This is a genomic window from Autumnicola patrickiae, from assembly GCF_031846525.1.
In the GTDB taxonomy this organism is placed as follows: domain Bacteria; phylum Bacteroidota; class Bacteroidia; order Flavobacteriales; family Flavobacteriaceae; genus Autumnicola; species Autumnicola patrickiae.
Genome location: NZ_JAVRHM010000018.1, coordinates 66,972 through 80,551, shown reverse-complemented (window position 1 = coordinate 80,551; position 13,580 = coordinate 66,972). Strand labels below are relative to the sequence as shown.

14 protein-coding genes are annotated in these 13,580 nt (G+C 39.0%); 5 read left to right on the top strand and 9 right to left on the bottom strand.

The features are described 5' to 3' along the window. Nucleotides 1–2: 2 nt before the first annotated feature. Nucleotides 3–767, top strand: coding sequence for a class I SAM-dependent methyltransferase (locus tag RM549_RS14735; protein ID WP_311686168.1), 765 nt, complete (start codon nucleotides 3–5; stop codon nucleotides 765–767). A 1-nt stretch (nucleotide 768) separates the two neighbouring features. Here RM549_RS14735 and RM549_RS14730 read toward each other — a convergent pair whose 3' ends face one another. The 8 genes from RM549_RS14730 to RM549_RS14695 are packed head-to-tail and all read right to left on the bottom strand — an operon-like array spanning nucleotide 769 to nucleotide 8,157. Beyond that, nucleotides 769–1,845, bottom strand: a complete 1,077-nt coding sequence (locus tag RM549_RS14730) for an FAD:protein FMN transferase (protein ID WP_311686166.1) — start codon at nucleotides 1,843–1,845, stop codon at nucleotides 769–771. Next, the gene (locus RM549_RS14725) at nucleotides 1,781–2,137 is read right to left on the bottom strand and encodes a DUF8840 domain-containing protein (protein WP_311686164.1); all 357 of its coding nucleotides are present in this window, start codon (nucleotides 2,135–2,137) and stop codon (nucleotides 1,781–1,783) included. Before RM549_RS14725 ends, RM549_RS14730 begins: the two co-directional genes overlap by 65 nt. A gap of 42 nt (nucleotides 2,138–2,179) precedes the next feature. Further along, the gene (gene nqrF, locus RM549_RS14720; protein ID WP_311686162.1) at nucleotides 2,180–3,466 is read right to left on the bottom strand and encodes an NADH:ubiquinone reductase (Na(+)-transporting) subunit F; all 1,287 of its coding nucleotides are present in this window, start codon (nucleotides 3,464–3,466) and stop codon (nucleotides 2,180–2,182) included. A gap of 16 nt (nucleotides 3,467–3,482) precedes the next feature. Further along, complete coding sequence (nqrE, locus tag RM549_RS14715) at nucleotides 3,483–4,097, bottom strand: NADH:ubiquinone reductase (Na(+)-transporting) subunit E (protein WP_311686160.1); 615 nt, start codon at nucleotides 4,095–4,097, stop codon at nucleotides 3,483–3,485. A 31-nt stretch (nucleotides 4,098–4,128) separates the two neighbouring features. Continuing rightward, entirely contained in the window at nucleotides 4,129–4,872 is a 744-nt protein-coding gene (locus tag RM549_RS14710; protein ID WP_311686158.1) for an NADH:ubiquinone reductase (Na(+)-transporting) subunit D, read from the bottom strand. Between the two features lie 2 nt (nucleotides 4,873–4,874). Continuing rightward, nucleotides 4,875–5,603: an NADH:ubiquinone reductase (Na(+)-transporting) subunit C gene (gene nqrC / locus RM549_RS14705; RefSeq protein WP_311686156.1), complete on the bottom strand. Its 729-nt coding sequence runs from the start codon at nucleotides 5,601–5,603 to the stop codon at nucleotides 4,875–4,877. A 2-nt stretch (nucleotides 5,604–5,605) separates the two neighbouring features. Further along, nucleotides 5,606–6,802, bottom strand: a complete 1,197-nt coding sequence (locus RM549_RS14700; RefSeq protein WP_311686154.1) for an NADH:ubiquinone reductase (Na(+)-transporting) subunit B — start codon at nucleotides 6,800–6,802, stop codon at nucleotides 5,606–5,608. Between the two features lie 14 nt (nucleotides 6,803–6,816). Further along, the gene (locus tag RM549_RS14695; RefSeq protein ID WP_311686152.1) at nucleotides 6,817–8,157 is read right to left on the bottom strand and encodes a Na(+)-translocating NADH-quinone reductase subunit A; all 1,341 of its coding nucleotides are present in this window, start codon (nucleotides 8,155–8,157) and stop codon (nucleotides 6,817–6,819) included. A 166-nt stretch (nucleotides 8,158–8,323) separates the two neighbouring features. On the opposite strand from RM549_RS14695, the gene RM549_RS14690 reads away from it, so the two are divergent. From RM549_RS14690 to apaG, 3 genes are read left to right on the top strand one after another with little or no spacing between them, the layout of a single operon-like run. Beyond that, nucleotides 8,324–9,577 carry a type IX secretion system plug protein gene (locus tag RM549_RS14690; protein WP_311686150.1) on the top strand — a complete coding sequence of 418 codons (1,254 nt, stop codon included), beginning with the start codon at nucleotides 8,324–8,326 and terminating at the stop codon, nucleotides 9,575–9,577. 15 nt (nucleotides 9,578–9,592) lie between these two features. Continuing rightward, nucleotides 9,593–10,690 (top strand): DUF3667 domain-containing protein, encoded by a 1,098-nt coding sequence (locus RM549_RS14685; RefSeq protein ID WP_311686148.1) that lies wholly within the window; start codon nucleotides 9,593–9,595, stop codon nucleotides 10,688–10,690. Nucleotides 10,691–10,693: 3 nt separating this feature from the next. After that, nucleotides 10,694–11,080: a Co2+/Mg2+ efflux protein ApaG gene (apaG, locus tag RM549_RS14680; RefSeq protein ID WP_311686146.1), complete on the top strand. Its 387-nt coding sequence runs from the start codon at nucleotides 10,694–10,696 to the stop codon at nucleotides 11,078–11,080. Nucleotide 11,081: 1 nt separating this feature from the next. Here the strand turns inward: apaG and RM549_RS14675 are convergent, their stop codons facing one another. Continuing rightward, complete coding sequence (locus RM549_RS14675; RefSeq protein ID WP_311686144.1) at nucleotides 11,082–11,828, bottom strand: NRDE family protein; 747 nt, start codon at nucleotides 11,826–11,828, stop codon at nucleotides 11,082–11,084. A 101-nt stretch (nucleotides 11,829–11,929) separates the two neighbouring features. On the opposite strand from RM549_RS14675, the gene pruA reads away from it, so the two are divergent. After that, nucleotides 11,930–13,558, top strand: coding sequence for an L-glutamate gamma-semialdehyde dehydrogenase (pruA, locus tag RM549_RS14670; protein WP_311686142.1), 1,629 nt, complete (start codon nucleotides 11,930–11,932; stop codon nucleotides 13,556–13,558). The last annotated feature ends 22 nt before the right edge of the window (nucleotides 13,559–13,580 follow it).

Genomic DNA, 13,580 nt, shown 5'->3' with positions numbered 1-13,580 from the left:
GAATGAAAAGAGTATTTAAATTTTTCCTCAACACCATTCCGCGTCCTCTCCTTATTCGTTTCAGCTATTTAATCCGTCCCGCATTAAGAACTGCACTGCGGGGTAATCGTTATACAGATCCTATAGACGGCAGAAGTTTTGCAAAATTTTTACCTTATGGCTATGGAAAGCAAAGGGAAAATGTGCTTTCCCCTTCTACCCTGTCTTTGGAGCGCCACCGGTTGCTTTGGTTATACCTGGAGAGAAAAACGTCTTTCTTTACTGAAGATCTTAAAGTACTCCATTTTGCCCCCGAACAGGCTTTTTATAGCCGCTTCCGAAATTTGGCAAATATCGACTATATTACCACAGACTTGAATTCCCCACTGGCCGATGTGAAAGCAGACATCAATAATTTACCTTTTGAAGATAATGCCTATGATTTTATCCTGTGCAACCACGTGTTAGAGCATATTCCAGACGATACTAAGGCCATGAAAGAGCTTTACAGGGTTTTAAAACCCGGTGGAACCGCTATTTTGCAGATTCCGCAAGATTTAAGCCGAAAAACAACCTTTGAAGACGATTCTATTACTGATAGAAAAGAACGGGCACGCATTTTTGGTCAATATGATCACGTAAGAATCTACGGAAGGGATTATTTTGATAAACTTAGAAACATAGGTTTTAAAGTTGAAGAAGTAGATATGACATCAGAACTATCACCCTCTGAAATTGACAAATATCGGCTTGTTAAGGGAGAGATTATCCCCGTGTGCCACAAGTAGATTATTTTTGAATCTGGTCCTTAAAACCTTCAGAAGAGAAAACAGCAATTTTATTATCATTGTTGGCATAAATAAAATACACATCCACATCTTCTATCCTGTCCAGCATTTCTTTCGATTTTTCCAATCCCAGCGCCATAAAAGCAGTGGCGTATCCATCTGCAAGCGTACAATTTTTTGCCAGAACCGAAGCACTAAGCAAGTTGCTCTGTTGCGCCTTTCCTGTAAGAGGATTAATAGTGTGCACATAAGCTTCTCCTGTAAGTGTATCTTCCCTATACTTCCTGTAATTACCTGATGTTGCCAAAGCGCGGTTTTCCAGCGCCAAAACGGTCTGAAAAGTTCGTTCTCCCTCTTCCTGCCGCGGATCATCTATTGCAACCCTCCAGGGATTATCACTTTCTATATTCCTACCTTTTCCTACCAGTTCACCACCCAGTTCAATAAGATAATTTTCCACATTATTATTGTCGAAATAAAGTGCAATAACATCTATGGCATAACCTTTTGCAATGGCATTAAAATCCAAATGAACTTCAGAAAATTCCTTTTTAATCCTGCGATCTGCTGTAAGGCTTAGTTTATCAAAACCGATATATGTCATTATTGAATCAATTTCATAGCTCTGAGGGTTCTTTACATAGCCTTCTGGACCAAATCCATATGCATTTACAAGAAGCCCAACTGTAGGATCAAAATAACCTCTGCTTTCCCTGAAAACTTTTTCTGAAGATCTATAGACTTCAACAAAATTACTATCCACCACAATATCGATTTCACCATCATTGATCCGGGAAATATCAGAATCATCCTGATAGGTGCTCATAGATTTATTTATTACCCTGAAAATAGAATCCAGTGAAGTTTCAACATCGAGTTCTGAAGCGGAGAAATATGATATATGGTAAGTGGTGCCAAGAGCAGATCCTGAAGCTATATTTTTTTCAGGTTTATCTTCACTACAACTAAAGAAGCCAATAAGAATTAAAAGAAGAAAACACTTATTCCTTATTTTAGATCTCCTGCCAGCCATTATAGTTAACAACATAATCTTCATCACTTGTGATAGGTTTTTCATAATCTGCTGAATTTGCTAATCCCACGCCTGCGTAGAAGGTGCGTGCGTTAAATTTAAGGGCGTGCTCTTTCATAGACTCCATGAAACCACGGTCGAAGTTTTTAGGATTTTCCGGATATTGTATAGCCCGCACAATTACAAAATGAAGTTTTTTATCTTTTAAAGCTACAAACTGCGGATTCCTTTTAAGCTTACTGTTTACACCAAGAAACTCGTAGCCATTAGCTTCCAGATCATCTCCAACTATGTTCATTGCGACATTGTGGAGTTGTTGTTTATCTAATTCTGCCATATTCAAAGATAAAAAAATCCCGCCGAAGCGGGATTATATTAATTATCCTCCAAAGTCATCAAACCTGATATTCTCCGGCGGAACTCCAAAATCTTCAGCCATTTTTTGAACAGCTTTGTTCATTAACGGCGGTCCACAGAAATAAACCTCGATTTCTTCCGGCTCTTCATGGTGATTCAAGTAGTTATCAATAACGACCTGGTGAATAAATCCAACAAATCCATCTCCCTCGTCGTCCAGGCTTTCTTTAACTTTCCAGTTATCCTCTTCCATAGGTTCTGAAAGGGCAAGATAGAATTTGAAATTAGGAAAATCCCTTTCCAAAGCTCTAAAGTGTTCTACGTAAAATAATTCTCTTTTTGAACGCCCACCGTACCAGTAAGTAACTTTTCTTCCTGTTTGAAGTGTTCTGAAAAGATGATATAAGTGGGAGCGCATAGGCGCCATCCCTGCACCACCACCAACATATAACATTTCTGAATCACTCTCATTAATGAAGAATTCTCCATAAGGACCAGAAATGGTTACTTTATCACCTTTTTTCCTTGAGAAAATATAAGAAGAAGCAATGCCTGGATTAACATCCATCCATCCCTCTTTAGCCCTGTCCCATGGCGGAGTAGCAACACGAACGTTAAGCATAATTTCCCTTCCTTCTGCAGGGTAAGAAGCCATAGAATATGCTCTCTCCACAGTTTCTGTATTCTTCATCACAAGTGGCCATAAACCAAACTTATCCCACTCTGCTTTAAATTTATCCGGAGTATCGTGTTCTTCAGGATGGGCAGTAATGTCCATATCTTCGAATTTAACCTCACATTTAGGAATTTCAATTTGGATATATCCACCAGCCTTGTAATCCATATCTTCAGGAATCTCAACAACGAATTCCTTAATAAATGATGCCACATTATAATTCCTTACAACTGTAGCTTCCCATTTTTTAATTCCGAAGACTTCTTCAGGAATGGTGATCTTCATATTCTCTTTCACCTTTACCTGACAGCCAAGACGCCACCCATCGGCAATTTCTTTCCTGGTAAAGTGCGGCTCCTCAGTAGGTAGAATAGCTCCTCCTCCTTCTTCTACTATACACTTACACTGGATACAGGTTCCACCACCACCACAGGCAGAAGGAAGAAACAATTTATTCTCCCCTAAAGTGGAAAGTAAGGTACCACCCGAACCTACTTCTATATCTTTCTCGTTGTTTACATTAATATTCACCGGCCCTGAGGGCATTAATTTGGCCTTAGCTCCAAGAAGGACGGAAACCAATAAGAGTATCAACACTAAAAATACAACTACACTTGCTATTATAACTGTCATTGTCCTTGTTTTACGATTATAATTTAATTCCCATAAAGCTCATAAAGCCTAAAGCCATCAACCCGGTAATGATAAATGTAATTCCAAGTCCTTTAAGCGGCGCAGGTACATTTGAGTAGGCAATTTTTTCACGAATGGCAGCGATACCAAGTATTGCCAAAAACCAGCCAACACCACTACCAAAACCATAAGTTATAGCCTCTGTGACATAACTAAAATCTTTTTGCTGCATAAAAAGCGCTCCTCCCAAAATTGCACAGTTTACTGCTATAAGGGGAAGGAAAATACCCAGTGCACCATATAAAGCCGGTGCAAATTTCTCAACAATCATCTCCACAAGCTGAACCATGGATGCGATTACAGCAATAAACATGATAAAACTAAGGAAACTAAGATCCACACTTGCATAATCTTCTCCAAGCCAGGTTAATGCCCCCGCCTGAAGCAGATAATTATCCAGCAAATAGTTAATAGGTACTGTAATAGTTAAAACAAATATTACTGCGGCACCTAAACCTACAGCTGTTTTTACTGTTTTTGACACTGCTAAGTAGGAGCACATTCCCAGGAAGTAGGCAAAAATCATATTTTCTATGAAAATACTCCGTACAAATAAATTTACATAATCCATAATATCTTTCTTTAAGCTCGTGGGCTTTAATTTATTCTTCTATAAGTTTACGGTTACGTGCACGTTGTACCCAAATGATGAGCCCTACAACAATTAAAGCCATAGGCGAAAGCAACATTAAACCATTGTTTTCATAACCCAGCGCATAAAGACCTGTAGACTCGGCCGCACTTGTGCCCTGATGTCCCAGAATCTCGTATCCAAATAGTTTTCCTGATCCCAAAAGCTCTCTAAAGAAAGCAACTATGATAAGGATTAAACCGTATCCAGCAGCATTACCAATACCATCCAGGAAAGATTTATATACTCCGTTCCCAAGTGCAAAAGCCTCAAGACGCCCCATTACTATACAGTTGGTAATAATCAAACCAATAAATACCGATAGCTGTTTACTAACGTCATAAGCATAAGCCCGCAGAACCTGATCTACAAGTGCCACAAGAGATGCCACAACTACCAGCTGAACAATAATCCTGATCCTACTTGGGATCATATTACGCAACATCGAAATGATTATGTTACTGAATGCCATTACCGCCATTACCGCAATGGCCATTACCACCGCTGGTTCCAGTTGAACAGTAATTGCCAGGGCTGAACAAATACCCAGTACCTGAACGGTAATCGGGTTATCGTCATCCAAAGGATCGGTTAATAATTTTCTGTTGTCTTTAGACAAGAAACTTTCTTTTTCCTCAGAATCTGAGAGGAACAAGATCATTTCTTTCTTTTTCGCTTCCTTTTCTTCGGAAGTAAGGTTGTTGTCTTTAGCCATAATTACTCTGTAATTTTAATGTCTCTCTGCTCTTCAAAAAACGGTAGATAATGTTGTAATCTCTCAGATATCATATCAGAAACTCCGTCTCCCGTAATTGTTGCTCCAGAAATAGCATCTACCTCATGGTCTGTAGAAGCACCTCCTTTTACTACTGAAACTCCTTCTAACATACCGGCTTCGTTAAAAATTTTCTTTCCGGCAAAACTTTCTCTAAACCAGGCCTTGGTAATTTGCGCTCCCAATCCCGGAGTTTCACCTAGGTGATCAAAAGTTGCCCCTTTAATAGTATTTATATCATCCTGTAGTGAAATATACCCAAAAATGGCATTCCAAAGTCCATTCCCCCTTAACGGAATGATATAATACTTCTCACCTTCATAATCGGCAATGTAAAGCGGAAAAATTTGTTCTGAATCGTCCCTCTTTATTTCCTTCGCAAGGTCTACGTTAAAAGCATCCACACCTTCATCTACAGTACCGTCTGGCTTTAATGCCACAGTTTCTGTAATGTACTGGTTGTATAAACTTTCAGCTCCGGCACGGTCGGTTTCAATCCCAATGGTGTTGAGGATACTCTGCATTTTTTCCTGACGCACATTTTCATATTGCGTAGGCTGTAACGAGGTGGCTGTAAAAGCCAGCACTGTTGCTACTACCAATACCATTATTATAGCAAAAAGAAAGGTATAGCCGTTACTATTCGTTTTATTTACTGATTTTTCTTCCATAACTAAACTGCTGTTTCAACTTGAGCGTTAGTAGTATTTATTCTTTTCTTTCGTCGCTTTACATTAGACTGAATTACATAATGATCTATCGTAGGAGCGAAAACATTCATCAATAAAATTCCCAGCATCACTCCTTCAGGGTAAGCAGGGTTGAATACCCTGATCATGATAGAGAGAAAACCTATAAGGAATCCGTATATCCACATTCCCTTAAGGGTTTGCGCACCCGAAACAGGGTCTGTCGCCATAAATACAATTCCAAAGGCCAAACCACCAACTATAAGATGTTGGTACCAGGGAAAGTTGGTTAGTTCATTTCCTTCCAGCCCCATCGCAGGCAAAGCATTAAATATTAAGCCCATTACCGCAGCTCCTATAAAAGCACTCAGCATAATTCTCCAACTTCCAACTTTTGTTAAAACTAAAAGTAAAGCTCCGGCAAGAATACATAAAGTAGAAGTTTCACCAATGGATCCGGGAATAATCCCTGTAAACATATTCATGGCGTTATAGGCTACTTCATCACCTGCTGCCAGGGATCCAAGAATAGTCTCTCCGGTTACTGCATCTACTTCGTACGCTTCACTAACCCAAACTTCGTTACCAGACATATAAGTTGGGTAAGCGAAGAATGCAAATGCTCTTGCTGTAAGTGCCGGGTTAAGAATATTCATTCCGGTACCTCCAAAAGCTTCTTTTCCTATTAAAACCGCAAATATTACAGATAATGCCACCATCCAAAGCGGAATATCCACAGGCATAATCAATGGTATCAAAAGACCTGTCACCAGGTAACCTTCGTTAACTTCGTGTCCTCTATATACGGCAAAAGCAAATTCGATTCCCAATCCTACTCCGTAAGAAACAGCCACCATAGGAAGTACTTTTAAAGCACCATGACCAAGGGCTTCCCAAAAAGTAAAGTCGGTTATAATACCTGCATTTTCAAGCTGGTAGTAATACTGATAACCTGTATTCCACATCCCGAAAATCAATGCAGGAACTAGTGCTAACACCACTGTAATCATTACTCTCTTTAAATCTACAGCATCTCTAATATGAGCACCTTTTTGAGTAGTATGATTAGGTGTGAAAAGGAAAGTGTCTAATGCATTTATTGCAGGCGCAAATTTCTCATATTTACGACCTTTTGCAAATGGTTCTTTAATTTTATCTAATCTCTGTCTAATCCATTCCATAATTGAACTTCTTTTTATCCTACTTCAGTAATCATTAAATCCAAACCTAAACGAATAACCTCCTGAATTTCAATCTTGGACGTATTCACATACTCCACAAGAGCAAAATCTTCAGGAGCAACTTCATATATTCCCAGGGTTTCCATTTTTTCAATATCACCTGCCAGACAGGCTTTTACTAATTGCATAGGATAAATATCCATCGGAAGAACTTTTTCCATTTCCCCGGTAACTACCAGCGCACGTTCTTCTCCATTTAAATTAGTAGTAGGTTTAAACTTTTTACCACTTAACCAGGAAAGAGATGTACGGGAATTGGAGTGTATATTGTTGTAAGTGAATGGCAACCATCCAAACATCCTGTATTTATTACCTTCAGGAATTAAAGTGACTTCATTGTCGTAAAAACCTATATACTGATGATTCGAAAGTTTTTGTCCGGTAAGAACAGTCCCGGAAATAATCCTTACATCATCAGGAACCTCTCCAATCAAATCGGTGACATTTGCTCCGATTTTAGTCCTGAAGTATTTTCTGTTTTTAGCTTCACTTCCGGTCACAGCGATGGTACGATCTGCAACATACCGCCCGGTAAGAAAAACATTTCCTATTATCGCAACATCTTCAGGAGAAACCGTCCACACTCGCTCCCCTATATTTATAGGATCAATTTTATGAATCTGAACCCCCACGTTACCCGCAGGATGAGGACCTTTAACATTGTGCAACTCAACTCCTTTAATATCTTTAAGATAAGCAGCAGAACTATCATCTACAGAAAGATGAACCAGGCCTTTGGTTAATTTTCTAAGAGCGTTTACTCCTTCCTGAAAAGCCGCTACTTTATCTTTAATAATAAATCCTTTATCGGCAGCTAAAGGAGCAGTCGAAACAGCTGAAATAAAAATCGCTTTTGGCTCATCTTTAGGATCGGCAACTATATCGTATGGTCGCTGATTAATAAAAGCACCACAACCGCTTTCAAGGATCCTTGCTCTTACATCCTCGGCACCAGTTGCAGAAGCATCCATTTTACCAAATTCCCTGTAGGAATCCTCTGGATCTGCTTCAATAATAACTTCCATGATCCTTCGTTTCGCACCGCGCCTAATTTCTTTGATGGTACCACTAACCGGGCTGGTAAAACGAACTTCTCCGGTATATTTGGAAAAGAATATTTCGTCACCGGCAAGAAGTTTAGCCCCTTCTTTTACAACCGTTTTTGGTACTACTGTGTGAAAATCCGGCGGTTTAATAGCGTAGGTCTTAGATCTTGGAGCTTCTAAAAGTTCCTTTTCCGCCTCTCCCTCTAAATTAAGAGATAAACCTCTACTTATTCGAATGTCTTTTGACATAGGATGGGGTGTATGTTAAAATTTTGTTTTTTTTAAGTGGTGCAAATTTATGAATTTTAACCTCATTTTTCCCAACAAATAGCAGAATTTTACTTCGGCAACTGTTAAAAAAAGAGCAGCTAAACTTCTTTATTATCAATTATATTTTTGTAGTTATATTTAAACCATGAAATTCTTTCTAATTTTCTCTCTTTTTTTGAGCATTAACAGCTGTATGTATGCCCAGATAGAACACGAAATCCTTCCTCCAAATTATATTCGCAGCATTCAGCTAAGCGGCAGCAGTAGTCCTGAAAGCGGAAATCCTATTTTGCAATTAGGAGAAGTGATTAACTTAAGTTTTGACGATATTATTGGGGATGAGGCCGATTATTACTATACTATTCAGCACTATAATTATGACTGGAGCCTCTCGCAACTTACCAAAGCTGAATACCTTGAAGGTTTTGACGATATCAGGATCTTCAATTATCAGAATTCGCTAAATACGCTTCAGCCTTTTTCTCATTACGAACTGCAAATACCTAACAGCGACACCGGAAATCTCAAGGTTACGGGAAATTATATGATCAAAATTTTTAATGCCGAAAGAGAACTGGTTTTCTCCAGAAAATTTGTAGTTTACCAGCCTATTGCCCAGGTGGGGGTCGCTATTAAAAGATCAAGAGAACTAAATTTTATAGATCAGAAACAGATTGTTAATTTCAGCATTAATTCCCCCGATTTTTTGTTAAAGAATCCAGAGCAGAACGTTAAGGTGTTGATTTTACAAAATCAAAACTTCAAAACCGCTCTTAAAGGTGTGCGCCCTCAATATACTATGGGAAATGAGCTTATTTATAGATATGATCAACAAACTGCCTTTTGGGGAGGCAACGAATATATTCAATTCGACAACAAAGAATTAAGGGCAACTACGGCAGACATCGATTTTGTTGAAGTTAATGAACTTTATCATCATCATTTATTCCAGGATTTTACCCGTGCCGGCGAACCTTACACCTTTAACCCGGATATTAACGGAGGTTTTGTAGTTAGAAATCTCAGGGGACAAAATTCTGATCTGGAAGCCGAATATGTATGGGTTCATTTTCAATTAAAAAATTATGATCCATTAGATGGTGGGGAGATTCATCTCTATGGAAAATTTAATAATTTTGAGTTGGATGAAACTACCAAACTTACTTTTAATGAAGAATCGGGCTTTTATGAAGGTGTGCGGCTTTTTAAACAAGGGTTTTACAATTATAAGTATGTACTTCTGGAACCCAATGGAATACTAAATGAAGGTTTTATCAGCGGAAATCATGACGAAACAGAAAACGAGTATCAGGTGGTGGTCTACTATAGAATGCCAGGAGCCCGTTATGATCGGGTGATAGGCCTTGGGACTGCAAATTCGGTAAATATTAGCAACTAATTTTTCATAAGGTATATGAAAAACAACCGTTCTCTGCGAAAGTATCGTGGTGAAGAGTGTCTTAACTGTGGACATCCTCTGGATCGCAGCGATGTTTATTGTTCTAACTGCGGACAATTAAATAGCACAAAAAAATTAAACTTCGACGATTTCTTTTCTGAATTCTTCTCCGGAATCTTTGCCTACGACTCTCGTTTCCAGCGTACACTGAAAGCTTTATTATTCCAACCCGGTAAGATTTCCAAAGACTACATCCAGGGCAAAAGAGCGCGATATGCTAATCCCTTCCGGTTTTATTTGAGTGCTTCAATTATTTTCTTCCTGCTCATGAGTTTTACAAATTCCCTGGATGACATGGATTTTGACAATGACCGGGAAGTACTTCAGGAAGAATTGATCACCGTTCCACAGGACAGCCTAAAAGCAATTAATGAAAAACTCAATAAAATCCCCGGTTTAAGAGATCAGCAATTCAGCACAGATTCGCTGGCTGCAGCCCTGCAAGAAGAGGCATCTTATAAGGAAGTTTATGTCACCCAGGAAGCACTGGACACAATGAGTTTAAGTAATTCCAGCTCGAAACGGTTTGATGTTTTTTCCGAATTTTATAAAGAAACAAAAATTGCAAATGCAACCAGAGCTCTCGATAGCCTTAACTACGTTCATTCCCGCTATAACGAGTGGCTTTATAAAAAGGCGGTAGACTGGAATTTACTAATGGACAATCCGCAGGTTTTTGTCACTTACTTCATCAGTAAGCTACCCTTTATAATTTTCTTTTACCTGCCAATATTCGCCCTATTTATATGGCTGCTTTATATAAGGAGGCCCTTTAACTATATGGAGCACCTTATTTTTGCTTTTCACGTTCAAACCACCTTTTTTGTACTATATTCCCTGGCACTTCTTTTCGATTATTTTATATCAGGAGATTGGGGAACAACTATTGCGGGATTTACATTTGTCTTCTACTTATACAAAGCTTTAAGAAAATTTTACAATCAAAAACGTGTTAAAACCGTTCTAAAGTTCGTAATACTCACCACCATATTCTTTATTTTAGCTATAATAACAGCAGCAATTGCATTGCTTGCATCTTTTGCCATATATTAGAACATGACCCAACAGGTAACGCGCGGTATAAAAATTTCAGTAGAAACAAACTTTGAAGGAGTTTTCTTTAAGGAGTACAAGATCCGTTTTGCTTTTGGTTACCGTATTACCATAGAAAATCAAAGTAACGATTCTGTACAGCTAACATCCCGTTTCTGGAAGATCAAGGATGCTTTAAATAAAACCGAAGTTGTACAGGGCGAAGGTGTAATAGGCAAAAAACCTATTCTTAAACCTGGAGAAAGCCATTCTTACCAAAGCGGCTGTTTACTTAACGGACCTTTTGGCTCGATGAGCGGACATTATAATATGGTAAATTTCACATCTACCCGAAATTTTAGAGTAAAAATTCCTTCATTCAAGTTAAGCGCTCCTTTTGCTTTAAACTAGTTCAGAATTTTATTTTCTTTTCAAAGACGACTGATTGGTTCAAATCTTTGTACCAAAAGCGTGTCTCAAAATGGCAATTATCGACCTGTGTAATACTCTGCGTCTTCAAGAAACCTCTATCAATTATCAAATCCACCTTCTTATCCCCAATCCCACCGGTGTGATGAAACTTCAGCAATTTTTCAGGGTTTATATCTCCTTCATTTTGAAATTCAGTAAACCACTGCTGCCTTAAAGCCTTCATTTCTTCAGAATAAAGAGGTGAAGACGACCAGATATGTTCGGTCTGCGGTAAGTTTTTAATATGCTTTTCATTTCCATCCCATACAAACTCCAGAAAGAGCAACTCCTTATGCCAATCCACAAGAATCACCGTAAAAGGCTCAATATCTTCACAATTGTAATCCATAATTGTTAGTTCCAGATCTTCCGCAGCCAGAAAGTCTTTCACCACCACCCCCCTGCTCTTTCGATAGGAATCCTTTCTCTTATGATTTTGAAAACCACCGTTCATAAGACAAACTGTTCTCAATCTTTCGCTTACTCCAATCCATGTCCCACCCGCAACAGCATCTTTAGGAAAAAATAGGTTAACACCCTTATATAGTTCCCAATCGGGCGTTAAAGTTTTTCTTCCTACGGCTTCGTCCCTGTTGGAGGTGAGGATAAAACCATTCCTGATTTCAGGCGTGGCGATTAAAGTAACCGTGCACATTGTTTTTTCATCATTTTTCTGAAAGTTACACAAAAAGTTAAGCTTTCGTGAATAGACCAGGGGAATACTGCAAAGCCGCCTAATTTTTTTATCTTTAGAACTCAAGTTTAATTAAAAAAAAATCAGAAGATATTATGGGAAAAGGATTTTTTCATGTCCCTGTCGCGACCAACGAACCAGTAAAATCGTACGCACCAGGAACCCCGGAAAGAGAAGAAGTATTAAATACGTATAAAGAATTATACAATACCAAAATGGAAGTGCCGCTGTATATTGGTTCTGAAGAAATCAAGACCGGGGATACGGCAACGATGCATCCGCCTCACGATCACAAACATGATTTGGGCGTTTATCATAAAGCCAGTAAAAATCACGTTGAGAAAGCCATTGAAGAATCTTTGAAAGCACGTGAAAAATGGGCTGATCTGGAATGGGAGCAACGTGCTGCTGTTTTTCTAAAAGCTGCCGATTTAATTGCGGGACCATATAGAGCTAGAATAAATGCGGCCACAATGATTGGCCAGTCTAAAAATATCTATCAGGCTGAAATTGACTCGGCATGTGAACTTTGTGACTTCCTTCGATTTAATGTGGAATATATGTCACAGATTTACGATGAGCAACCGGAATCTTCTGAAGGAAACTGGAACCGCGTGGAGTACCGTCCGCTCGAAGGTTTTGTTTACGCTGTTACCCCATTTAATTTTACGGCAATTGCAGGAAACCTTCCTTCCAGTGCCGCCTTAATGGGTAACGTCGCTATCTGGAAGCCAAGTGATAGTCAGGTTTTTTCTGCACAAGTAATAATGGAAGTATTTAAAGAAGCAGGAGTACCAGACGGAGTGATTAACATGGTGATGGGAGATCCTCAAATGATTACCGATGTAATCCTTGACAGTCCTGATTTTGCCGGAATCCATTATACCGGAAGTACCACCGTATTCAAAAACATTTGGGCAGAGATTGGAAACAACATTCACAAATATAAATCTTATCCTAGGATTGTAGGGGAAACAGGAGGGAAAGACTTTATTGTAGCCCATCCAACCGCTAATCCTAAACAGGTCGCTACTGCAATTTCCAGGGGAGCCTTTGAATTCCAGGGACAAAAATGTAGTGCCGCTTCCAGAGTTTATTTACCAAAAAGCCTTTGGGCAGAAATAAAGGATTTTGTAGTGGAAGATGTAAAGTCATTCAAAATGGGATCTCCCGAAGACATGTCGAATTTTATTACGGCAGTGATTCATGAAGGTTCTTTTGATAAACTTGCCAAATATATTGACCAGGCAAAAAATGACGAAGAATCTGAAATTATTGTAGGAGGTAATTATGATAAATCTGAAGGTTATTTTGTAGAGCCTACGGTAATTCTTACAACTAATCCGTTGTACGAAACCATGTGTACCGAGTTATTCGGACCTGTGGTGACCATTTATTTATATGAAGATGATAAATGGGATGAAACCCTGCAACTGGTAGATGATAATGTTTATGGTCTTACAGGAGCTATCTTCTCTGGCGACCGTTACGAAGCTGCAAAGGCAACGAAGGAGCTTCAAAATTCTGCCGGTAATTTTTATATTAATGATAAGCCTACGGGAGCTGTTGTAGGTCAACAGCCTTTTGGAGGAGCACGAGCCAGTGGTACAAACGACAAGGCAGGGTCCAAGCTTAATTTGTTACGTTGGGTTTCTCCTAGACTAATAAAAGAAACTTTTGTTCCGGCAACAGATTACCGATACCCTTTTATGGGAGAAAAATAGTTTCCTGACCTTAGGGAGATTA